This window comes from Bdellovibrio svalbardensis (genome assembly GCF_029531655.1).
GTDB classification, from domain to species: Bacteria; Bdellovibrionota; Bdellovibrionia; order Bdellovibrionales; family Bdellovibrionaceae; genus Bdellovibrio; species Bdellovibrio svalbardensis.
On record NZ_JANRMI010000004.1, the window covers coordinates 1 to 22,515 of the forward strand.

The following is a 22,515-nucleotide window of genomic DNA, read 5'->3' on the forward strand; positions in this document are numbered from 1 at the left end:
TAATCTTTTAACTTTCTCAACATCGAAGTTACTCGTTGCTGAGAGGTAAGGTTTATATCGAAGCCTCATCAGCCTGTCAACAACCTAAATCATCTTTTTTCAAAAAATCTTTTTAAAAGACTTCGTGAAAGAAGCTTCGTGTTTACTCGCTGGAGAAGCTTTCATATCTAACTTTTGAATACAAATCAAATAGTTAGACTTTTAAAAGCCTGTTTGAAAACAAACATAACGCCGAAGTGAGACAGGGTTATAAGTTGGAAGAGCCCAAAGGCGCAAGCATTATTTTAAAAGAAAAAGAGTTTCAAAAGAGAAAGGCCGTTTATGCGCACGAACTGGGCATAAACGGCCTTATTTGCCTATAATTTAGGAATTAAAAGCCTTCTGCGGTGCCGATTTTTCCACGCTGGTCATCGTCATCATCAAAAGGGATGGCTGCTTTTGCCACTTTTTTAGGATCAACAGCCTTTGAGGATGGCTTAATTGCCACGACTTTATTGTGAGGTTTAGACGGTTTTGCCGCAAAAGCCTTCTTATCGCCGGTTTCCGCTACAAATGAATGAACCGCTGGCTCTGCTGCAACACCAATAACAGCTATATTGAGCTCCGTAGTGAGGGCTCGCGACGTTTGTGCGAGATTGTTGATCTCACCACTTGTTGCGGCAATCTCCTCAGCAGAGGCGGCATTTGACTGCGATGATTGATCCAATTGATTCATTGCCTTGCTAATTTGCTGAATACCCGTTGTCTGTTCAGAGCTAGCAGCTGCAATCTCATTATTAAGATCGGCGACCTTTTTGATCGAACTTACGATATTCCCTAGGACCACTCCGCTGGAGTCGGCAATTTTACTGCCTCTATCCACTTGCGAAACCGAATCCTTAATCAAAGAAGAGATGTCTTTTGCTGATGAAGCACTTCTTTGCGCCAGCGCACGCACCGCCTCGGCGACGACCGCAAAGCCTTTACCCTGCTCGCCGGCACGTGCAGCCTCAACAGCGGCGTTCAACGCCAATAGATTTGTCTGGAAAGCAATATCATCAATCACAGAGATGATCTCTTCGATCTTTTTAGATGACTGAGAAATTTCACTCATAGACATAATGAGAGATTTAATTTCAGACTCGCCTTTTTCTGCAGCATCACGAGAAGAGGCAGAAAGAGCGGCCGCTTGTTTTGCATTGTCTGAGTTCATTTGCACCATCGAAGACATTTCTTCCAAAGCGGCAACCGTCTCTTCCAGAGAAGCTGCGGCCTGAGTTGAGTTCTGCGAAAGGGCATTTCCCGCCTCACTGAGCTGTCCGACGGATTCAACCACACGGGAACCTGCTCCACCAAGGCGCTCTGCTATGCCGCCCACTGAATTGGAAATTTTTGCGGCAGTTAACAACAACAACCCCATGATCGCAAATCCCGCACAGACCGTCACGAGAACCATCAGATTTATAATTTGCGTACGGCTCTCTTTAAATTCTTTGCCTTCGGCGACAACTCTCTGGTCATAGTGCGCGGTTACCTTTTCATTGAACTCTTCAAGCTTCGTTGAAGTATGATGAAGTTCCTCATCCAATATTCTCTTTGATTCCGCGAGGGACTCCTGTGTGTTTTTCTCCAGACCTGCAAGAATCTTCTCAGTCAATTCAATGTAAACTGGGAATAGAGACTTGGCCTCTTCATACATCTTTTGTTCTTCAGGGTCGAAGGAAGTCTTCGCATACTTTTCGTAGGACGCTTTAAACCGATCGATTGATTCGCGACACTCTTTTATAGAGCCTGGTCGGTCTTCTGCGCTATTAAGACCTTCCCACATACGGTAGCCAAAGCGATTTTGTGAGATTCGCATTTTATCAAGTGCCGAAGTATTTGGAATGATTTCTTCATGAGCACTCTGAACGAGCCCACTGATCTTGGTTAGACCTGTATAGGTGAAAGCGAAGATGATCGCAAAAGCGACAAAAGGGAAAATTGAAACGAAGAACAATCGACCTTTAATACCTTTAAACCATAACCCTAACGAACTGTCTTTCATAAGATCCTTTCAACGTCGCAATAAAAAATCTTTTACAATCCCTTTTCGGTTCGCCTTCAAAAGAAGCTTAGTCCAATTCATATCCCCACCCAAAGACCAGAGGCAAATCCTTACATTACAGGGGAAGCCTAAAACTAGTCTTAATATTGGTCGAGGCTTCCCGATAGGGACATGGCAAATTCAATTAAGAATCTGTCAAAGAACTACAGGAGTTACCTTGAAATTGAAATCCACCACCCTGGCTTTTGCGACCATTCTTTGCAGCCTCTCCGCTGCGGCCGCCGAATTCTCTGGCCTGAAGGTCTCAGGTGAGGCGAGCTTTGATTACAACTACCTCTCATCAGGGGACAATCGCTACCCTGCAGCAGGTGGTGCGACCAGCGACACATATCGCTTCAATCAAGCACAGCTGCTTTTGACAAAGGAAACAGATCAGATTTCTTTTCTTGCGCGCTTAAACTATGCCCCAACGGATTACATGCAATCGAGCACCGCGTCTGCGAAGGCAAGCTTCGGAACTCTGGATCAACTTGAAATTTTTTATAAAATTCGCCCCGACTTTTCCATTGGTTTCGGCCGGCTCTCTACAACTCTCGGCTTAGAATCCTACATGAAATCGGAAAATGTGCTCTTTGGGAACACCATCTCCTATCAAGGAATTTTACCCGGATATGGTGAGGGCCTGCGCGCCAAATATACCCCTGGAGACTGGCTGAATTTAACACTATCCACTTACAATCGCATACCCAACGCACAGTTTGGGGACGACAATACTCCGACGAAAACTACAGAACTCTCTGCCACCGGAACAACAAGTGACTTTACTTGGTTCGCGGGTGGTGTCATGGGAACCGATGGCGATGGATCTGTATCCAATCCAAAAATAGACCGAACTGCTTCAAGCATTTGGATGACCTATAGACCTTATGAAGAGCTAACATTTAGTGCCTTCTATGACACTCGTTCTCAAAAGCCACTGGGTGGCTCGAGTATTTATGCACAATCCCTCTCCGGCATTCTCTCCTACTCTAGAGCAAAGAATACCATTGCACTTCGTTATGAATCTGTTTTGGGGGCAGGAGAATTAGACACTATGAATGGGACCGTCTCTTCCAACTTCTATCCTGGCGCTGACAAAGTGCAGGTTTGGACGATTGGGGACAGCTATGCGGTTTCGGAGTTTATGAAGGTGTATCTAGAATACCGTCATGACGATGCAGACCAAGAAGTTCTTAGAAACAACAAAGGTGATGCGACGAAAGAACTTCATCTCATCACCCTTGGTGCTGTTGCGCATTTCTAGTCGCAGCTATTCTTTTAGAATCATCAATCCTTCTTTAGCCTGAGCATTGCCTTCGATTTTAATTTCGGAGGCATCTTGAGTAATCACACGAGACACCACTCCCGTTCCCACCTTTTCATTATGGCAGAGACGCACTTTGGGGCCTTGGCAAACTTCCTTATAAAGTCCGACCCTGTCGCCCTCTTTAAGAGAAACATTTTTCGTTGTTATTTGCGCATTTGCCGAGTCAATCTTGAGAGTGACGGTTCCCTGCATTGTTTTTGGGATTGCGGCAACAGCTGAAGCAGAAATAAACAAACTTAAAATCATCATTTTGGTTTTCATATACTCTTCCTCTTTAGACCTGGTTTTAGGATCGTCTCGTTAGAGGAAGTTGCAAGAGGATTGCCAAACCGGAGGGCTATTCTATGGGTTTTGACAGGGACTCAGTGAAGAACATTTCTACAGAGCCTTCCAAATAAGGCCCATCCGAATTGAGCTCATATTTGCCTTAGCCGGCCGCTAGGGCCTTCTGCTCCAGTCTCTTGAGATCTGGGTTGGTATTATAGAATACAAGATCTGTTGTTTTATAGTGTTCGGCAAGCTGACGCAGAACCCAGGCCCCACTGGCCTTGAAGAGTGGGTTCTTGGAATCCAGGAACTCGTCGAGTTTTCTGGCGAGTTCGCTGTCGAAATTTCGTTTTCCAGTCACTAAGATGGCATCCGCAGAGACCCGGTTGTTCTTCGAATACATAAAACGTCGGAGGAAAGCAATATCCTGGGCAAGGTCCCCTAAGACAATGATGGCGTTGGCGTTTACGCGAGCGTCTTTATGATCTAAGCATTTCTCCAGAGACTCAATGAGAGCCGTCTCTACCATCGCAGGTGGAACAACATGGCTCGCTATTGAAATCATGGAGGCCATGACCTTATCGCTAACGACTCCCCTTTGATTGAGTTCTGTCGTCTGGATCAAAAGTTCTGAGTACGCTTGAGCTTGCTCACTGGAAGTTTGCTTGAGCTTATAGGATGCCAGAATTTTATAAGTTTCAAAGAACTCACTGTCTTTGCCGTCCTTCAACTCTTTTGCCAAAAAGGCGTAAATACTGATCAGATCTTTGTCCCCTCGGAAATAAGTGAGTAGATGGAGATCTTTCTTCCGCAACACTTCTTCGATCGAAGTGAATGTTTTAGCCCGACATAGCACGGAAGGCTTCGCAAAACCTTTTAAAAGAGTCTCTTTGGTCTGATCTATTGTGCAAAGTTTTTCGACCGATGAAGACGCCTCGGCATAGAAGGTCACCGAGCTGGCGGACTTGTCGTCAACCTGACTGAGCAATCGGGCTGATTCGATAAGTGGCAGACCACTGAGCGAAAATCCCGTATCTTGATTTACGAAACGAATCTTACCTAGAACAAAACTGCCTTTTACCTTGAAATGGTGATCGGCATTGGCTGCCAGAGACTGTTCAATCTCATCGGCCACCTCGAATATACTTCTGAGGACAGCCAAGGCCAAAGCTTGGGAATCGACCGCATTTTCTTTAATGTGGAAGACAATCTCATCACCGACATATTGATAAATAAGACCCTGATAGCGTTCGATGATCTCACGCGATCTCACAAAGTAGATATTCATGATCTCGGTGACGTATTCATCTTTCTTATCGAGAAAGATCTGCGTGTAACCGTTGAGGTCCACACGGATCATCGTTGACTGGAAAGAATAAGGAGAGGGCCTGCCCGATTTCATTTCATGTAAAATGGCTGGGGTGAGACTTTCGGAGTAACTGCGATTTTCATGTTCAAGGTAACGTTTAGTATCATCAAAGCTGCGAGTCGCGTTGATAAGAGTTTGCCCCTCGCGTGAAATACTTTTGACTTTACTTAAGGCCGAGCGATCCCGGCTGGCCAAAATACGACTGAGATCCAGAATGTCTTTTAAGAAAAGATAGACAATCAAAGCTACAAAAAGAGTCACAACGAGAATATCTCGAATGATGAGAGATTTCATTCCCAAGGCGGTATTCCAGATGATTTTATTTTTATTCTGAAAAACACCGACCGTGAACTTATAGTCCATGAGCTTCACAGTTCGGAACGCGACATTGTCTGTGGTCAGGATTTGATTGAAGACTTGATAGTCGTAATCGATCCCTTTTAAATTGTCCTTATTGTTGTACCATGCAACAACCTGCCCGTTGCGCTGGACAATGTAGAAATCGACAAGAAAGAGCTCCCTGGATTTTTCAAGGCGATCCTTGAGGAGCGAGATGTTTTCTGTAACCAAAAAAGGAATAACACTTTCCTGCACGTATTGCATAGAACGCTGACGCTCGCGAATTTCGGTTTCAGTCAAATTCTTTGCATTGAGATAGAACTGCACTATTGAGACTGCGATGTAGCCGATCCAAAAGACGGCTACTATTAGAAGTACGATCGACTTGTTCCATTTACTTTTGGCGAACAAAGCGATCTCCCTGATCTAGGAAAATCACTTCACCTTTGGGTGCTCCATAGGAGTTTCCATAGAGATCAAGGATGGTGATTTTTTGAGTTTCAAGTTGTTTTGAAAATGTGGAATCTTTGAGTTTTGACTTTACCGTGCTGTAGCTGCCATTGGCCACGAAGGTGATTGTTTCCTCTTTGACGGCTGTATTCGCAGATGAGACTGAATTCTTCCCGCTGGCTGATGCCGAGGCAGGACCTCGCTTGGGACCTTCACCCACTGTCGCTTCAAGATTGTTTTTGGGTGTGATTCCCGCTGGCGAATCAGAGTTAGAGCTTGCACCTAGAGCAGAACGACCGGAGGCTGATGGCAAGGCTCGTGAAGAGTCACTGGACGCCAACTCCGAAGCGGGGGATCGATTAGTTCGAGTTTCACCAGATTTGGATTTAGATGAAGCAGGATTGGCAGCTGACGCAGATCTTGAAACTGTGTCAGCGGAACCGCTTGACCCGTCCAATGTGATGCTTTCAACAACTCGTTCGTCGGATTTCACTGTTGATTTAACGGTGGATTTCGCCAAAGTAGCAAAATTATTGCTAACCTCTCTGGCCTTGAGTTCCTGACCTAATTCGGACCTTGAATTCTCTTTGCGGGCTGTTGGAGATTTTGATGGCTCAACTCGATCTGACTTCGCGAGAGAGTCACTCGCAATGGATGGAGTACTCAAGGCCCCCATCATATTATTCGCCATTCTTAAAGTGCCACTGCTTTCAGAAGCTGATTGCGAAAGAGCGGCAACGGCGCCCTCTTCCGTTCGTGGTGGTGGATCTGAGATCATTCGAGAAAGCGTTGCTGGTTCCGGTGTCGCCACCTGGGCCAAAGCCATCTCTTCTTTCATATTTACTGACGACTCAGACGCAATCGTTCGCGAACCCGAAGCTGCCGGTTGCTTCGCTACTACTCGCGCATTGCCTTGCGGCTTATTGGCTTCGCTGGCAATTTCGGCAGAGCTTTCGGCTGCAGAGCTCTGAACTCCATCCAGGACATTGCCTTTTAAAGTGACCGAAAATACGGAAGTATTATTGGCCAAATTAGCTATCACCATTTGCTTCTTGTTTTCTTTTGCAAAATTGCCGCAAGTTCCCTGAACTTTATCAACCAACTCTTCTTTTTCTATTCCCGACAAATGAAGAAGCTCATGGGTGATCATTTCGACAGAGAACTTTGCATCCTCAGAATCTTCTTTTAATTTATGGACGACAAACTTTCCATCTTCCGTCGCTTCCATAGGCTTGAAATTCTTTTTATCTTCATCAGTCTGGCAACGTATAAAGCCTTTCTTCTGCTCGGACGGCTTCATCAATGATTTTTTCTGCAACTGATAGCTGGCCTCGACTCCTTTGAATCCCAAGAGGTCCGCATCAGATTTTGTCAATTTTTCTTTAAACTGGGGATCCTGAAAGCATTTCTCCATCGAGTCCTGATCAAAAAGAATACGCGCGAGATTGTTCGTAATCTGCTGTTTCTCTCGTCTGGATAGAATGGAATCACAGCTTGGGTCAAATCCCCCGTCGCTCATGAAGTCAGTAAATAAAGACTTCTGCATCTCGGCCAACTCCGCTTGCGCTTTACGGGTTGTCGGTTCTGCAGTGGAGCACAGAGCTGAGTCTTTGACCTTTTCCGGCAGGGCGCTTTTCACAAGCGCCGAGAGCTTCTCTAACATATTTGGCATATTTGCCTGAGGTTGAGTTTGTGGGTTCGCTCCACTAGATTCAGTTTCTTTACCCGACTCACTGCCAGATTCCTCACTGACTCCAACATCAAAAGCCCACTTTTGCAGAGGACGAATTTTGGAGTAAGTCATTTTCAATTTATTACTAGAGTTTCTATAGAGAGCTTCATGGACCTGCGATCCCATTATTTTTTTCACATAAAAGGTTTGAATGATTCCCTTTTTGTATGAAACTTCAACTTCCAGAGGACCTTTCTTTAAGCGCCAAAGATCAATGCTGCCATCCCAGTCCGAATCGATACGAATGTCTTCGTAATCCTTATATGCAATGACAAAGCGTCCGGGCTCATAGTTCGATGGATTGAAAATAATCTGCCCTACGACCAAAGGAGATCGTTTCGGAGCTTGCGCGAAGCTTGTTTGTATAAAAAGCAGTAGAGCAATGGTTACTTTCATCACGTAGTTACTTCGGTCACATTTCCTTGTTTATTAACTCGACTTAGGTTTATCAATTGACTCACCGGCCGCTTTTGAATCGCCAACTGGAGCTAGGTCTAGTTTTGGATCCCCCTCTTCCTTAGATTCGCGAGATTCTTCAAAATATAAATATGAAATTATTGATATATTTTTCTGTTTTTCTGGGATCGATCTCTAGCTTTGCTGCCACGACAGAACTCCGTATGTTCTCTGCTGATAAAAAGAAATACGACACTGTCAGAGTCACAGAATATCAAGGTGTTAAAATTTCTGAAAGTTGTGTGAAAGCGGGAAAGGCAAATTGCCAGGCCTGGACGGCCGTTCAAAATAAAATTCCACAAACTCCCCCGCCGACAGCCGTTCTTGGCAACCCCGCCGCTCATTACTGTCTTGATCAAAAAGCGAACAACCGCATTCTCATCGATGAAAAAAAACGAGAATTCGACTTTTGTGTTTTTGCCGATGGCTCAGTGATTGATTCATGGAGCTTATTCAACAAACACTTTGGAGGCAAATAGTGCGTCACCAAGTTCTGGCTTCATTTGTGCTCAGTTTTTCTCTTTTAGGAAGTGTTACCAGCTTTGCCGCTTATGGTTTGAATCCTTTCGGCCCCGAGTTCAAACCTCAAGCTGACACTGTGATTGCAGTTACAAACATGCCGCGAGTGCGCTCCCAGGACACCTTTGGTATCTGTTACGCTTTTGTGGCTTCGACTTTGATTGACGAAGCCAACTGCGTGCAAAACAAAGTGTCGGACTGTTCTTCTGTTTCGGACAATGACAAGGTTTCACCTTTGGATATGTCTCGCTATTCTCAGAAACTTTCGGATGGTACCGATGATACAGATCGCTTTAACTATGAAGGACTTACTGAAGGTGGCAGCGAATCGTTTGCGCTTTTCAATGCGGCTTTTCGTGCGCAATCCATAACTCGCGAATCTTGTGCTCCCTTTGATCAAGTCGTGGGCAAAGTCAAAGATCCCGCCGAGGCACAACAGCTTGAGATTGCAATGTGGACAAAGTTTAAAGATTCTTATGATGCCTACAAGAAAAAGAAAGAAGGTTGCGCGCAATGTGCCTTGGAGTTTGCGACAGCCACTGCCAATGACATCAAACAAGACTACGGACTTAAAGCTTCAAATCAAGACATCTTGAAGGCCTTTAGCGAAGACAGCTATGGAAAATTTTTGGATAAGATTTTGATTCCAGACAACTGCTGGGATCTCAAGAATCAAACAACCTTGAAGGGCGCTTGGACTCAGAATATTTATCCAGAGAAGGGGCAGAAATCAAATTATGCTTCGGCCATCTCGAAGATTAAAGAAGTCCTGACCCAGAAGCGTCCCCTGTCCTTGGGCTTTTGCACACAGACTCCATTGAAGGCCAAAACCATGGCCGATTGTGGTGTTAAGTCTAAGACTGGAAAACTGGAAAAAGGCGAATCACATGCAATCGTGATTAAGGGTTATCGCCGTGTCTGCAACAGCGCGAACAAATGCTATGATGCTCTTCAAATTCAAAACTCTTGGGGTGAGTCTTGGCAGAACTCCAATGACGATGGCTGGGTGGATGCGAAAGAGCTTCTCGACCGCTCGTTCTATGAGACACAAAGCATGACTTGGCTAACTCAACAGAAATAACAGAGGGAGCAGGTGCTCCCCGTTAGCGATTGATCTTTTTAGGATCCAGATAAGCCGGAATTCCGGAACCACTGAACTTAACAGTTTGATAAGCTCCGTTTCGAACTTTTTCAGAGACTACTTCCACATCGACAAGGCCCTCAAAGCCCTTATTAAGAGCCATAAACGCCAATCTTAGGATTGTTTCAGCTCTGTCCGCGCATTCTTTCACTACAACTGGATTCTGATCGCGCTTGATTAGACGAGTTTGTTTACTGTCGTCTTTAAAATAGATTTGTACGGATTTGGCTTTTTCAATCTTTGCATTGTAGGCCGCAACCGCGGGGCTGACTTCAGTCAAATAGCAAGGATTGCAGTAGGTCGTATGAGCCAAATTTTCAGGGACTTTTCTTAGAAACGAGAAGGTGTCTTCATCTAAGAACATCGCACACTTCTTACAGATCGCTTCTTTGCAGCATCCGCATTCAAGAGTGGCTTTAGGCTTCTGGCACATATAGCAGGTATTTTTTTCCATTCGGGAACCATATCACAAGAAGCCAATTTTCTCGACCGGTTTTGTGATTTAAGTGGACTCTGACGAAGTTGGGGCGCAAAAAGACCCTTAGAAGGAACTTTACATGACCAATAATGATATTTTCAAAAAACTTCGCGTGGCTCTTTCATTTAAAGATACTGACATCATTGAGTGCCTTGCTTTGGTGAACTACCAAATCTCTAAAACAGAGCTCTCTGCGATATTTAGAAATGAAGATCATCCCAACTACAAAGAATGCGGAGATCAGCTTTTACGTAATTTTTTGGACGGTTTAATTATCAAGAATCGCGGACCTAGATAAAAAAAGGGAGCGAGGCTCCCTTTTTTCTTACTATTCTTGAACTGTGATCCAGACTTTGTAGATACCGTGCTGTCTTACCAGTCGGTTGAAGTATAAAGCATTGTCTGGGTGCACGCGCACACAGCCATGAGAAGCGCGGGTTCCAAGCTTTTTCCAGTTCGCAGTACCAGTTCCATGAATTGCAAATCCACCGCTGATGAAAACTGCGTAAGGCATGTTGCCAAGACCTTTATAGTCGCCCCCTGGATATTTCGTGGAAGAATACTTGTCATAGATGCGGCCGTTGGGATTTGTATCAAAGTTTGGAGTTCCATGACCAGGAGCCCCTGTTGAAACTGCCCAAGTCGCAGAGTGCACACCATTCAAATACAAATACAATTCTTGGCGAGATTTAGAAACCTGCACCCATACTGGGCAACCATCACGGAAACAACCCGTTCCAAATGGACGAAGTAGATTTTCAATGAATGGAGAGATTCCAGTTTCTTCCTGATAAATCGTGTCTAAATTTTGTAAGGTCTCGTCAATGTTTGGGTCAAATGGATTGAGGTCATCCAATGTGTTGTTCTCTGAATCAACTGTTTGTTCTTGCTCCTGTGCTAAATCTTGCCCTTGTTCTTGTAGAAGTTGAGCGTGTGCCGTAAGCGTCATTGTCGGAAGCAAGAAAAGCGCGATGAATAAAAGTCTGACCATGAGAGAACCCCTTTTTAAAATCAAAGGGGAGAATTATAGGCGACATTATGTTTTGGCAATGACGAAGTTGTAAGAAATGCTCTGCTCCAATAGCGATTGCATCCTTGTTGAATTCTAGCTTCTGGCGCAATACGACGCGTCAGTGAGGGATCTTAACACTCGTTAAGACGGCCCTACAGACAGAACCACACTTCCGCCCTTCAATAGGTTAATCACCAAGTTTTTATTGGCTTGCGAAAACGCGGGACAACCCCAGCTGCGTCCCTGAATAACGGAGCGATCTTGAACATAATCGGAACCATGAATGACGATGGCTCTGGATCTCGCATTTGAGTTTGTTGAAGAAAGACCATCGAGTCTTAAGGAGTAGCCATTTCCGCCTTGATAAGTCTCTGCCGTCATAAAGTACCCCAACGAGGTCGCATTGGATCCAGGAGTGTTACTAAATTTCTCCGCCATCCCGTCATGATTGCTGTCAGAGCCTTTGCCGTGGGCCACGTGAAAGGCTTGCACCCCACCCGTTTTCATATCGATGATGAAGGCTCTCTTTTCTTTTGAAGATTTACTGTAATCAATGATCGTTAAAACATTCTTGTTTTTGATTTGCGATAAATTCAAATCATAAAAGATGATGGCATTCTCCAAAGCTGTTTCAGCAATGATTTTATTTGGATCAACATAATCATATCTTTGCAAAATCTTGGTGCGCTCTTCCGAGCCGGCTGGGGGATTTTCATAGTTCAAAGAAGACAAATTCACTGAGGAAGTTTTTTGCATGTTCCCACTGAAAACTTGCTCTGTCGAGGGATCGTCATTGAGGCGTTCGGAGTAAACGCTGTTCGCGGGACCACATGCCGCTAAAGAGAATATAAATCCGAATGTGAAGAGTTGTTTTTTGAAGTTCCCTGATGCCATGCCGATCACCTCTGCTAGAGATGATCGGCAATAGGACTTTAAACTTTATGGAGTTGATAGGAGTTTCTAGTGAAGAGACTTCCGACCTACAAGATATAGGTCGAGTCTTTTGTTGACGTTACCTTATCGAGTCCCCTGAGAAGAGCTGGATTTGCTTGTTTTATTGTCTTTATAATAAAAATCATACTTTTCTGCGGCCTGTTCAAAGAGCTCACGCACTTTGTTGTACTGAGCCCAATCCGCCTTACCATAGCGCCCTTGCAAATAACCAGGATGGCGCATCTCATAGTTCAAAAGTGTCATGGCTGCCGCAAGTTGATTCTTACAACTCACCTCATAGCTTTTAAAGGGAGTTCCGTTTGCGGGCTTGTTCAGCAAAATACGCAGATTGTTCTCGGCAATATCAAGCCCCATCCCCAGTTCATTCATGATTTTTCTAGTGTTGGCGTCGTTACCTATGCCTGCGGAGCTCCCGGAGGAAGACTCCACCGCAAATGCCGAGAGAGAAGAAATTGTGATCAACACTGCAGCCACTGTTTTTAAAAGACTCACTGAAACCTCCAGAATTGGGCATTTATGAATATCAAAGTGTACGACTAAAAATCCGGAGGTCGGTGATTCAGTTTCCGGGCAAAATCAGAATAAACTCTTGGTGGGCTTCTTATGAAGTGAATTTCAACACGCTCACGACCTTTGACTTACAAAATTCCCCAGAGAACGCCATGCTGACGCTGACAAATTCTCACCTTGCGCTAGTCGGCGAAATTCCTCCCCAACTCCAAGATTCACTAACAAATTGACTAAGCATCCAGTCCTACCTAGATTTCTAACAATGAAGATTCAAAAAGCATCGCAACTAAAGCATCGCCAACTGAAATCACAAAGAACTGGGGAAGAGTTTTCTCTTTCCCACGTAATATCAGAGGCTCTTCTTTCGAAGGATTTCTTTCTCTCTCATGAGATTCTTAGACCCAGTTCAAGGTCGTCATCACCACACTTTCACACTGTGACTGAAGAAATCATTTATGTTCTTAAGGGTGAAGTCACAGCGACTGAGGGTGATACTGAAGTATTTATGGGCGAAGGTGATTCGATTTTATTTGAACGAAACTCTGAGAAATATCATTTTCTAAGAAACAATTCTCACTCGGACTGCCATCTGCTGGTCATTCGGAAAAAGACAGAAACACCGGATGTGGTGTTTCCCTAGAAAACCGGGATATAAATAGGCCTGATATCCCGGCTCTTAATTTGGTACTATATTTTATTTCAACCCTTCAGCCTGGATCTGATACTCAGTTGCATCTTTTGCGCGCACCAAGGCTATCATAAGATCATCGGCAATCTGCCTCATGTGCGTGACCTCGTCATCGTCAGTGGCCATCATGTAACCCAGACCACCAATACTCGAAGCTGTGACGGCCACACCGATCCATCTCAAAGGACTTGGCTTAGCTGCATCTTCATGGATAAACATCATGGCCGACAGACAACCTGCGATCACAGAAAAGACCACTAAGGCTCCGCCTTTTGTTGATTCACCGGAAGATTTCAACTCGATGCCATATCTGATCTGGTGCAATCTATAAATGACCGCGTCCAGCACTTCAAGCCGCTGTTCCGCCGACAGGCCCGCCGTGACCGCCGAAAGGGCTTGCAGATCCTGCGCAGAAACTTCGGATTTTCCGGAAGAGATAATACTCTCTGTTTGGTTTTCGATAGCGACCAAAGCATCCCGCGCAGCACTGCTCATCTGTCCTTGAGAAGCAACACCTCGGTTGGGATGATGTCCAACTTGTGCATGTACTGATTGAGCCATCATCGCGCCTGCCAAAATCATCAAAATAATCTTTCTCATAATCTCTCCTAATTTGTTCCCATTGCGGGGTTTAAAATTTCTGAATTCTGTTTTTTTATATTTTCGATAAGGTTCGTGGCTTTTTGGGCCTTTTCGGTCTGGCCAGTTCTTTCGAACTCCTGCAATTTCACTTCAAGTCCGGCAATAGTCTTCAGATTGATTTCATAAGCGGATTGGGTCACGGCGGATACAGAAGTCAAAGCCTGCTTTTCCATATACGCCACTGGGTCAGTCACGATTTGATGATGAAAAACAGCCAGCCAGGACAAGATGCCAACAAAGACAAAGTTATTCAGGTTCTTGATCACCACATCAGCACCATGACGTACACGAGCGTTGACGTAGGCCTTGGTCAAAGGCCCGCCCTCAGGTTTGGTCAGAAGCTCCATCAGAACCTCGTCGGGAATTTTATCGGGCCGGAAGAACTTAAATTGCGGAGCAGAGACCAGAAATCCGGCAGTGCCCAAATACCTATAACTAAGATAGTTGAGCCCTGCATTGGCACCCAAAGAGAACATCAATCGGAAGTAGTGAGCATTCTTGCGCAGAGCAAACATAGGATCAACTTTGACTTGCACACCCATTTTTTCCAAGGCGGCCTTATAATCGCGTCGCTGAATTTCAATGGAGATCTCGCGTCGATAGTCCTTGTTCATTTGAAAGACATTGAAGAATTCCACAATGGAATCCTTCGCAAGAACTGAGATGTTTCGATCTCCCAAAATATCGGACTGGGCAGCCTTCAGGATCTGGGATTCACTGACACTCCACTGTTTAGTGAGCGTCTCAAAGTGAGACCTAGGAGCTTCTAAGAATGCGCCCCCGCAGGCAACTTGCGCTACCGCCGGCAATGCTAAAATGAACGTTATGGCTAAAGCCAGTACCGCTCGCATGGGGACACCTCCTTAAGAGGTTTACCAGTGCAAGCCATCGACCAGCTAAGGTCCCCGTAAAATCGACGTGATTTCAGAGGACAACGGGCTGAGCGTTAATCGTCATGGGGCTGTCGAAACTCTCTGCGTGGCTTAGAGCGCGGGACACGCTTAAAGTATGACTGTGACAGCTAACTAAAACTTGTGTTGGGATTGTTAATTACTTTCTGGGGACTGATAGGCAGGAAACTTCAGACTTCACCTGGGCCATCCCTCTTCTTGATGAGAAAAGAAACTTTTCACCTCGGTACTCGATCTCCACAGTGTCGCTGCTTTTTCCGTAATGAGAGGTATAGGTGAATTCAGCGTTCCCTTGATTGTCTGTCATCGCCTCGCCTGAAGCAAAGTCCCCAATTTTCCACTTAAAGGTTTTCCCTTTAACGGGAAGCACCACAAAGCTGTTTGAACCTTGCTGACATTGGATTTTGACTTGATAGCGATAATTTAAAGATCTGGTCGTCGAAGAAAACACTCGCTCCAAAGTGATCATCTCTGAATCTCCACTAGCTGAAACTGCGCCGATGATAGGAAGTGCTATCAACAAGACAACTAGGATCTTTGATATGCTATTATTCATTATTAGGTTCGTAGCATGGAATGGTTCGCCGACCAATAGCATTGCCTAAAAAACATGGTTGATGAAAATGTTCACTCTGCTTGTCCAATACAAACTAAAAAGCCTGCACATTTCTGCGCAGGCATAGATCATAAGATTAGTGATTTAAATCTACTCCTGTAATGGCTGAGTGCCTTGAGAAGAAAGATCTCCGGAAGAGCCAAAAGCTTCAGGGTAATACTCGAGCAAAAATTGATCGGCCTTTTCAGGTGGGGCCGACATAAATTTTGCAAAATTCGGAATCAGCAGCATTAAGGGAGTGAGAAGAAGACCAATTCCACCCATCGCGACCAGAGCATTTGTAAGACCAAAACTTGAAATGATCACTCCCGCTGCAGCAAGCCCTAGAGGTGAAATTCCTTGGCATAAAAATCCCATAATGGAGCCTACTCGTGCACGATACGCATCGGGAATTGCCAAGGCAATCTGCGTATTCATTGGAATATTGGCCCATGTGCCGCCAATACCAATCCAAAAAAGAACTGTTAACGGTAGCGCAACATTGGGAACCCAGGGAAGCACCATGGTTCCAACACACATCATTGCAATTGCCATGACCGTCAAGAGATCAGCACGGATTCTTTTGTTTACATAGCCAATCGTCACAGCACCTACGATCGCACCCAAGCTGATGCTACTTTCAAGAGCGCCTAAAAACCATGGAGGCATGTTGCGCCCCTCTTTGGCGAGTACGGGAAGAATGACTCCCAACGGGGCAAACGCGAGATTTAAAAACATCGCGACAATGCATATCCAGAAAATCACAGGAATTTTGAAGAGCAGCTTAAAGCCTTCGCCGAAATCTTGAGTCCACTGATGAAAAGCGGCTTTCATCTGCGGAACTTCTTTACGAACTGGAACGGTGTTAGATTGAATACGATTCGTGCTCCATGCGGCAAGGACATAGCTTAAAGCATCAATCAAGAAGGCACCAAAGACACCCAATGTTGACACGACGATGCCACCTGCAACACCACCGAGAATTCCAGCAAAAGAGTTAATTGCTTGAGTTTGCTGAGCCGCGATTTGCAATTTTTCGCGGGGAACTATTTGCGGAACGATACCACCAGCAGCCGCTTGAAAAAGAGCTGAGCCTATGGAATTTAGAATAAACAGCGCAATAACCACATAGGTGTCATAGTAATTACTAAAAACCATAGCCGCTAAGGCCCCTGTAAAAACAAATCTCCAAAGATCGGCGATAATGATAATTGCCTTGCGAGAATATTTATCCGCAAGCGGTCCAAAGAGCGGCATCAGAAAAATACGAACCACCATCGCGGGTGCAAGTACTGATGACATTTCCACAGCTGAGCCTGTTTTATCCAGGATCCACCACGCCAAAGCAATGTGACTGCAAGAATCTCCCAAGAGAGAAACCACTTGCCCCAATCGGTAGTTCCAAAAGTCTTTACCTAGATCAGAAGAAAAAATCGGCATGGCTCCTCCACGAGCACATGAGGCTGCGAGAAAGGCTCGATTTTGTCATCTGCAAAATTTAAAAGAACATTTTTCGATACCGAATTTTATAAAAAGGCTAAAAGTATGTCCTAAAAGGAATACGGATTGAGGATAAAAAAACAGTTGGCGGTCGTTTCTTGCTTCGCAGCTTGCTTTCATACTGATGAGATCTTAGCGTTATTCTGCACCCTTGAGTCTTCGTGTTGTAGTTGCAGAAATTTTGGAAGTTTATGTCAGATATCTGGTTTAAAAGAAAGAAATACGGCTGGGGCTGGACACCGGCGAATCTTAAGGGATGGCTAGCAAGTCTTCTCTATGTTGTGCTAGCAGCAACAATCACATTGCTTGCTCCTATTTCAATGCCAGCCTTTTTAATTGGGATTTTTATTCTAACCTCTTCCTTCATTTTTATTTGCTACAAAAAAGGCGAAACTCCTAAATGGAGTTGGGGCCCTGAGAAAAAGGATCACTGATGTTCGTCATTACACTGACCTATTTAAAACCACTCTCCGAAGTCGAAAAACAACTCCCCGCTCACCGCGAGTTTTTAAAGCAAGGATACAGTGCAGGTATGTTATTGGCTTCAGGACCAATGATTCCAAGAACTGGTGGGATTATTTTAGCTCGTGGCAATGATAAGAACGCCATTTTGAATTTCTTAGAGAGTGATCCTTTTAAGAAAAATGACATCGCCGCCTATGAAGTCGTTGAGTTTGATCCAGTGCTGTTCTCAGACGACTTTGCTAAATCTATCTGAAGTTTGAACTGAAACGCTATTGGAGGCGGAACGCAATGCAACACCGGCGCCGCAAGTGAACATTTATTTTTTGGGGTTTTGCTTTTTAAGAAATCCGGGATTTAAAGAGCAGACTTTTGCAATTTCCGCGGGAAGGAAATTGGGGTGACTGACGGGGCTTGAACCCGCGACACTCGGAATCACAATCCGATGCTCTACCAACTGAGCTACAGCCACCACAAAGGAGTGACTGTTATAGGGTGTCCTCAGAAAAAGTGCAAGATCAAAAAATTAGCAAACTGGGGGTTTTTAAAAGAAATTTAGTAATCACAAGGGGCTACGACGGGTTGAGCCTTGCAAGTAATGCTGCTTTTTTGCGCATCAACGGCACTTTCCTCCGCCCATTGACCATTTGCGTTGCAACGGCGACGGACGCAAGACACCCCTTCTTTAGCGAGCAAACAGTCTTTCTTCTCTTTCTTGGGATTGTTCAGACAGATCCAAACACACTGATTGAATTTTGCAGCAGGCGCCGAGCAGATCGCCCCAGATCTTTTCGCCTCTTCGTGGGCCTTCTTCTCCTGGGCTTTTCGTCTCTCGGCATTCTTTTGCAGCTTTTGGGCTTCATCCGAGAATGCCGCAAGTTCCTTTTTACTGATTGCCGTGACCGGAGTCAGGTGGCCGCGCGGGATTTTCTTACCCTTTAAAAGGATATCGTAAGCGATCTCCTTGCCTTCAAGTATTCCTTGAAAGCCCGCTTCTTGACCTTCTTTAACCGGCGCAACCTCTTCGCCGTTTAGGGCCGAAAACTCCATGTAACCCTTGAAGACTTTAACGCCTGCAAATGCTTTTTCAGAGTTCATGCTAAAGACGAAGTCGCCTTTAGGAGCCAAGAACTCAAACAAATCCGAACGAAGAGCGACATTGTAAGCAGGCTTTTCTTCGGTCAACTGCTGCCAGCGCAAGCTCCCCTTTTCAAGAATGATAACGGGAGCCTCGCCCCCTTCGAAACTGATGGTGGGAAGAAGAACTTCGGAATTCTCCAAAACGGTGAAACTGCGATAAGCATCAAGATTTACTTTAACTGTTCCTGCCTCGGAAGTTTCAATCACGGCACGCTCAACCAAGGGTGATTTCAGGCTTAAAGTTTGTTTTTTGTTGTCCTTGCCACTGAGCCACGCCTGCCCATGAACTTCCTGGATGGAGGGATATTTAGAGGCCGCGCTCGCCGATGCTCCGGCAACAACAAGACTACCAAACACCATTAAGGTCGCAGAGAAAATACTAGGAAGACTTTTTACGAACACGTTGCAGCTCCCAAAGTTTGGCAAAACGTAAGAAGATGGAATAGGCAGCACCGACTGAGATAATAAATCCCGCCGTTCCGTCCATGAAACCTCTTTTAAAAAAATAAGTCTCGATGAACTTAGACATCGGCTTGGTAACCAGCTTGAAGTAAGAAAACTTCTTCCCCGCCTCATGAAGCTGTTGCGCCCCCAAAGTGGAATAGCGGTCGTTCGTGATGACTTGATCGCTTAAGTCATCAAACACCCAATGGAGCAAAGGAGCCTTCATCGCAACCCTCGCCTTCACTTCCACTTTTTCATGCAAAGCTGCGGAATTCCACTGAGATTTATCCTTATTAAACAACCTGAGCTGATAGTCAGGATACCAGCCACCATGGCCAATCCAGCGCCCCAGATGATAGGACTTACGCGGGAACAAATAGCCCGTTTCAGGATCGAGACTTGTGAAGACCTCTATAATTTCGGCGGCCAACTCAGGGCTGAGAGCTTCATCGGCATCCAAAGAGATCACCCAGGAGTTCTTCGCCTGGCTGGTCGCAAAGGCCTTTTGAGGGCCAAAACCTTTCCATTTCTCTTGAAAAACCCGGGCGCCACACTGTTTTGAGATCTCAACGGTGCGATCCGTCGAAAAGCTATCGACAACCACGATATCGTCGGCAAAAGGTGCGGAACGAATGCAGCGCTCGATATGAGCTTCTTCATTCAGGGCAATGATCACGAGGGAGATGGGAAGTTTCGTCACCCTTTTAGGGTCTCTTTGGATCAAGGTCTTGTCAAATGATTCGCGAGTCGCTAACATTTTTGAAGTTTGAAAGGTTTTACCCGATGAATTTTGCCAAATACGTTACCAGCTCCTTTGTTCTAGGTCTTTTTTTGAGCTCCACTGCTAATGCCTACCTGAGCATTGCGGAATCCGGAGAATTGCTTCCTCAAGGTTCTTATCAAGTGGGCTTTGAGCCACAACTTCTTACCAGCAAAAACAGCGGTGGGAATTTTGATTTGTTCTTTGATACAACTGTGAATGAATCAACAAGTGCGCGTATCTTGTTGGGCGGAGGCACGATTGACTTCAATGCTTTTGGTAGCGTCAAATGGGTTCCTTTCCCAGATGTCGACAAACAACCTGCAATGGGACTTCGCTTCGGCGCCGGCATCGCTCGTGACGAAGATGAAAATATCATTCAATTGCAGTTCGCACCTCTTGTGAGCAAGAAGTATGACACAGAGTATGGCTTGGCGGTCCCTTACCTCTCCGTACCGTTTACATTTCTTAATACAAAAAAAGAAAATTATGTGGCAACTAACCTCGCAGTGGGTTCAGAATTTCATTATCACGAATGGAACAATATGACCTTGGGTGGAGAGATCGGATTGGATCTTAACAAATCTTGGTCTTACATCTCTGTCTTCGCGACCTTCCCATTCGAAAGCAGCAAAGGATTCGGTAAATAATATGTTTTCTTGGTTCTTTAAAGACGAGGCTGGTACAGCCGCCGACCTGTATGTTGATTTAGGCACTGCGAACACTTTGATCGCAGCGCGCGGCAAAGGCATCATTTTGAATGAACCTTCTTTGATCGCTTACCAGCAAACCAGCCCTGGAAAAAAACGCGTGATCGCGGTGGGCACGGATGCCAAAGAAAAACTGGCGAACAATCCTGGAAATATCTTTGCGCAGAAACCAATTCGTGACGGAGTGATCGCGGACTTTGAAACGACTGAAGTGATGTTGAAACACTTCTTGAGTCAGCCTGGAGTGAAATCTGCGTTCTCTCGCCCTCGCGTGGTTGTGTCTTTGCCTTACGGCGTGACTGAGGTAGAGAAAAAAGCGGTTATTGAATCTTGTAAAGCCGCTGGCGCTAAAGAAGTCTTCTTGATCGACGAACCCATGGCGGCGGCTATCGGTTCTGGCCTTAATGTGAAGGCGGCGGAAGGCTGCATGATCATCGATATGGGTGGTGGCACGACAGAAGTGGCGGTCATTGCTCTAGCTGACATCGTTTATTGCCAAGCCGCTCGCGTGGGTGGCCACCGACTTGACGATGCGATCATCGATTACTTCAAAAAATACAAAAAGTTTATCATCAACGAAAGCACGGCAGAATATCTGAAGGTCACTATCGGAACTGCCGTTCCTAAAAAAGACATTCGCGTTGCCAGCGTTACGGGCCGCGATGCTGACACAGGCATGAACAAAACTATTGAAGTGAGCTCTGAAGATGTGGGTCTTGCGATGAATAGCTGCCTTCAGGAAGTCATCAATGCAGTTCACAGAGCCTTGGAACACACTCCCCCGGAGCTTGTTTCTGATATTATTGAAACTGGAGTTGTTCTTGCCGGCGGTGGTGCTTTGATTCGCGATTTTGATTTGCGCATTCAAAACGAAGTGCGCCTTCCTGTGCGTGTGGCTGAGAATCCATTGGTTGCAATTGCTAAAGGCGGCGAGGCTGTCTTGAGTGATCCTGAGTTGCTCGATAAGATTCAACTCGAAGTATAATTTCTTTAAGGCCGGAAGTAGACTCCTCTGCTTCCGGCAAATCTCATCTTAAACTGACGCATTAAACAGGCGTCGCCTTAGGTCCGCTCTTGATATCTTCCCGAAGAAGCGCCAAAAGTTTTTTAGCCACAGGCCCCTGACGTCCCTCACCGATTTTCATTCCTTCAAAACTTGATACCGGTAACACATCCAAGGTCGTTCCGATCATCATGACCTCTTTGGCAGAGCGAATATCTTCTTCACTCAAATCTCTTTCCTGGATTGAAGCGATGGTTTTATCCTCGACAAGTTTTTTTGCGAGCTCAAAGGTGCGCATCATGGTCGTCCCTTTAAGAATTTGGCCAAGCTTAGGTCGCACAAGATTGTTGTTCTTATCCAGAAGGACAATGTTTTCTGTACTGGATTCGGTCAAAATATTTTGTGCATCGAAGCCTACGGTAAAATCAATCTTGCGATCGACACTTTCTTTTTTCATCAAAACATTTTGCAAATAGTTGCAGCTTTTAATTCGTGCAAACCAAGGATCTTTCGGTGGAATGGCGCTCTTGCCGACACTCACCCCACTCACATATTTTTCCTCTGCCATAGGCTTAAGGGCAGTCACGACCAGATACATCTGCGAAGACAAGGATTCGTAAGGATTGGTCGTAAATCCACCTGGACCCCGAGAAATATAAAGTCGCAAAATTGCCGATGACTGCTTCGTGATTGCCGTCGTTTCTAAAATGACTTTTCTCATTTCTGAAAGTTCCATCGGCAGCGGCAAAGAGATCTGCTCGGCTGAAGAAGCTAGACGTTGTAAGTGCTCATCGAGAAGAAAAACTTTTCCATCTACGACCTTAATGGCCTCAAATACACCGTCGCCGCGATGAACGATATGATCATCAATCGGAACCATCATCATCGAGGGATTTTCAATCACTCCGCCCCACCAAGTGCTGTACATAGCATAGTACTGCTCTTGTGCTGGATAGGATCTTTCGAGCAGTTTTTTCTGAACTTGTTCTGGACTGAGCACGACGATGGACATGCAGAAACTCCTTTGGGCCTTCGAGATTA

Annotated in this window: 23 protein-coding genes and 1 tRNA gene; 8 read left to right on the forward strand and 16 right to left on the reverse strand. The window is 45.3% G+C overall.

Annotated elements, in window-relative coordinates; genetic code table 11:
• Positions 1-370 precede the first annotated feature (370 nt).
• Positions 371-2,026, reverse strand: coding sequence for a HAMP domain-containing methyl-accepting chemotaxis protein (locus tag NWE73_RS13020; RefSeq protein ID WP_277578775.1), 1,656 nt, complete (start codon positions 2,024-2,026; stop codon positions 371-373).
• 217 nt (positions 2,027-2,243) lie between these two features.
• On the opposite strand from NWE73_RS13020, the gene NWE73_RS13025 reads away from it, so the two are divergent.
• Complete coding sequence (locus NWE73_RS13025) at positions 2,244-3,329, forward strand: outer membrane beta-barrel protein (protein WP_277578776.1); 1,086 nt, start codon at positions 2,244-2,246, stop codon at positions 3,327-3,329.
• Between the two features lie 6 nt (positions 3,330-3,335).
• Here NWE73_RS13025 and NWE73_RS13030 read toward each other — a convergent pair whose 3' ends face one another.
• The 3 genes from NWE73_RS13030 to NWE73_RS13040 form a co-directional block, all read right to left on the reverse strand.
• On the reverse strand, positions 3,336-3,653 hold the full coding sequence (locus NWE73_RS13030; protein WP_277578777.1) for a hypothetical protein: 318 nt from the start codon (positions 3,651-3,653) through the stop codon (positions 3,336-3,338).
• 166 nt (positions 3,654-3,819) lie between these two features.
• Complete coding sequence (locus NWE73_RS13035; RefSeq protein ID WP_277578778.1) at positions 3,820-5,778, reverse strand: adenylate cyclase; 1,959 nt, start codon at positions 5,776-5,778, stop codon at positions 3,820-3,822.
• Entirely contained in the window at positions 5,762-7,948 is a 2,187-nt protein-coding gene (locus tag NWE73_RS13040; protein WP_277578779.1) for a hypothetical protein, read from the reverse strand. The genes NWE73_RS13035 and NWE73_RS13040 overlap by 17 nt, the downstream gene beginning before the upstream one ends.
• A gap of 149 nt (positions 7,949-8,097) precedes the next feature.
• Between NWE73_RS13040 and NWE73_RS13045 the strand changes: the two genes are divergently transcribed.
• On the forward strand, positions 8,098-8,484 hold the full coding sequence (locus tag NWE73_RS13045) for a DUF333 domain-containing protein (RefSeq protein ID WP_277578780.1): 387 nt from the start codon (positions 8,098-8,100) through the stop codon (positions 8,482-8,484).
• Positions 8,484-9,605 carry a C1 family peptidase gene (locus NWE73_RS13050; RefSeq protein ID WP_277578781.1) on the forward strand — a complete coding sequence of 374 codons (1,122 nt, stop codon included), beginning with the start codon at positions 8,484-8,486 and terminating at the stop codon, positions 9,603-9,605. Before NWE73_RS13045 ends, NWE73_RS13050 begins: the two co-directional genes overlap by 1 nt.
• A 22-nt stretch (positions 9,606-9,627) precedes the next feature.
• Here NWE73_RS13050 and NWE73_RS13055 read toward each other — a convergent pair whose 3' ends face one another.
• Complete coding sequence (locus tag NWE73_RS13055) at positions 9,628-10,119, reverse strand: hypothetical protein (RefSeq protein ID WP_277578782.1); 492 nt, start codon at positions 10,117-10,119, stop codon at positions 9,628-9,630.
• Positions 10,120-10,222: 103 nt separating this feature from the next.
• On the opposite strand from NWE73_RS13055, the gene NWE73_RS13060 reads away from it, so the two are divergent.
• Positions 10,223-10,441 carry a DUF1456 family protein gene (locus NWE73_RS13060; protein WP_277578783.1) on the forward strand — a complete coding sequence of 73 codons (219 nt, stop codon included), beginning with the start codon at positions 10,223-10,225 and terminating at the stop codon, positions 10,439-10,441.
• Positions 10,442-10,471: 30 nt separating this feature from the next.
• On the opposite strand, the gene NWE73_RS13065 is transcribed toward NWE73_RS13060, so the two are convergent.
• The 3 genes from NWE73_RS13065 to NWE73_RS13075 form a co-directional block, all read right to left on the reverse strand.
• Positions 10,472-11,134 (reverse strand): L,D-transpeptidase family protein, encoded by a 663-nt coding sequence (locus tag NWE73_RS13065; protein WP_277578784.1) that lies wholly within the window; start codon positions 11,132-11,134, stop codon positions 10,472-10,474.
• A 162-nt stretch (positions 11,135-11,296) separates the two neighbouring features.
• Positions 11,297-12,049, reverse strand: coding sequence for a murein L,D-transpeptidase catalytic domain family protein (locus NWE73_RS13070; RefSeq protein WP_277578785.1), 753 nt, complete (start codon positions 12,047-12,049; stop codon positions 11,297-11,299).
• A gap of 123 nt (positions 12,050-12,172) precedes the next feature.
• Entirely contained in the window at positions 12,173-12,601 is a 429-nt protein-coding gene (locus NWE73_RS13075) for a hypothetical protein (RefSeq protein ID WP_277578786.1), read from the reverse strand.
• A 280-nt stretch (positions 12,602-12,881) separates the two neighbouring features.
• Between NWE73_RS13075 and NWE73_RS13080 the strand changes: the two genes are divergently transcribed.
• Positions 12,882-13,259 carry a cupin domain-containing protein gene (locus NWE73_RS13080; RefSeq protein ID WP_277578787.1) on the forward strand — a complete coding sequence of 126 codons (378 nt, stop codon included), beginning with the start codon at positions 12,882-12,884 and terminating at the stop codon, positions 13,257-13,259.
• A gap of 54 nt (positions 13,260-13,313) precedes the next feature.
• Here the strand turns inward: NWE73_RS13080 and NWE73_RS13085 are convergent, their stop codons facing one another.
• From NWE73_RS13085 to NWE73_RS13100, 4 genes are all read right to left on the reverse strand, one after another.
• Positions 13,314-13,907: a hypothetical protein gene (locus NWE73_RS13085; protein ID WP_277578788.1), complete on the reverse strand. Its 594-nt coding sequence runs from the start codon at positions 13,905-13,907 to the stop codon at positions 13,314-13,316.
• Positions 13,908-13,915: 8 nt separating this feature from the next.
• A complete protein-coding gene (locus NWE73_RS13090) occupies positions 13,916-14,800 on the reverse strand; it encodes a hypothetical protein (RefSeq protein WP_277578789.1) in 885 nt (294 codons plus the stop codon).
• A 199-nt stretch (positions 14,801-14,999) separates the two neighbouring features.
• Positions 15,000-15,416, reverse strand: coding sequence for a hypothetical protein (locus NWE73_RS13095; protein ID WP_277578790.1), 417 nt, complete (start codon positions 15,414-15,416; stop codon positions 15,000-15,002).
• Between the two features lie 150 nt (positions 15,417-15,566).
• Entirely contained in the window at positions 15,567-16,895 is a 1,329-nt protein-coding gene (locus NWE73_RS13100; protein WP_277578791.1) for an MFS transporter, read from the reverse strand.
• A gap of 493 nt (positions 16,896-17,388) precedes the next feature.
• Between NWE73_RS13100 and NWE73_RS13105 the strand changes: the two genes are divergently transcribed.
• Positions 17,389-17,673, forward strand: a complete 285-nt coding sequence (locus NWE73_RS13105) for a YciI family protein (protein ID WP_277578792.1) — start codon at positions 17,389-17,391, stop codon at positions 17,671-17,673.
• A gap of 140 nt (positions 17,674-17,813) precedes the next feature.
• Here the strand turns inward: NWE73_RS13105 and NWE73_RS13110 are convergent.
• The 3 genes from NWE73_RS13110 to NWE73_RS13120 form a co-directional block, all read right to left on the reverse strand.
• Positions 17,814-17,889: transfer RNA gene (locus tag NWE73_RS13110), tRNA-His, on the reverse strand.
• An 83-nt stretch (positions 17,890-17,972) separates the two neighbouring features.
• Positions 17,973-18,959: a hypothetical protein gene (locus NWE73_RS13115; RefSeq protein WP_277578793.1), complete on the reverse strand. Its 987-nt coding sequence runs from the start codon at positions 18,957-18,959 to the stop codon at positions 17,973-17,975.
• Positions 18,937-19,701: a glycosyltransferase family 2 protein gene (locus NWE73_RS13120; protein WP_277578794.1), complete on the reverse strand. Its 765-nt coding sequence runs from the start codon at positions 19,699-19,701 to the stop codon at positions 18,937-18,939. Before NWE73_RS13120 ends, NWE73_RS13115 begins: the two co-directional genes overlap by 23 nt.
• Positions 19,702-19,784: 83 nt before the next feature.
• Between NWE73_RS13120 and NWE73_RS13125 the strand changes: the two genes are divergently transcribed.
• The gene (locus NWE73_RS13125; protein ID WP_277578795.1) at positions 19,785-20,411 is read left to right on the forward strand and encodes a hypothetical protein; all 627 of its coding nucleotides are present in this window, start codon (positions 19,785-19,787) and stop codon (positions 20,409-20,411) included.
• 1 nt (position 20,412) lies between these two features.
• A complete protein-coding gene (mreB, locus tag NWE73_RS13130; RefSeq protein WP_277578796.1) occupies positions 20,413-21,456 on the forward strand; it encodes a rod shape-determining protein in 1,044 nt (347 codons plus the stop codon).
• A gap of 61 nt (positions 21,457-21,517) precedes the next feature.
• Here the strand turns inward: mreB and NWE73_RS13135 are convergent, their stop codons facing one another.
• A complete protein-coding gene (locus tag NWE73_RS13135; protein ID WP_277578797.1) occupies positions 21,518-22,486 on the reverse strand; it encodes an aminotransferase class IV in 969 nt (322 codons plus the stop codon).
• Between the last annotated feature and the right edge of the window lie 29 nt (positions 22,487-22,515).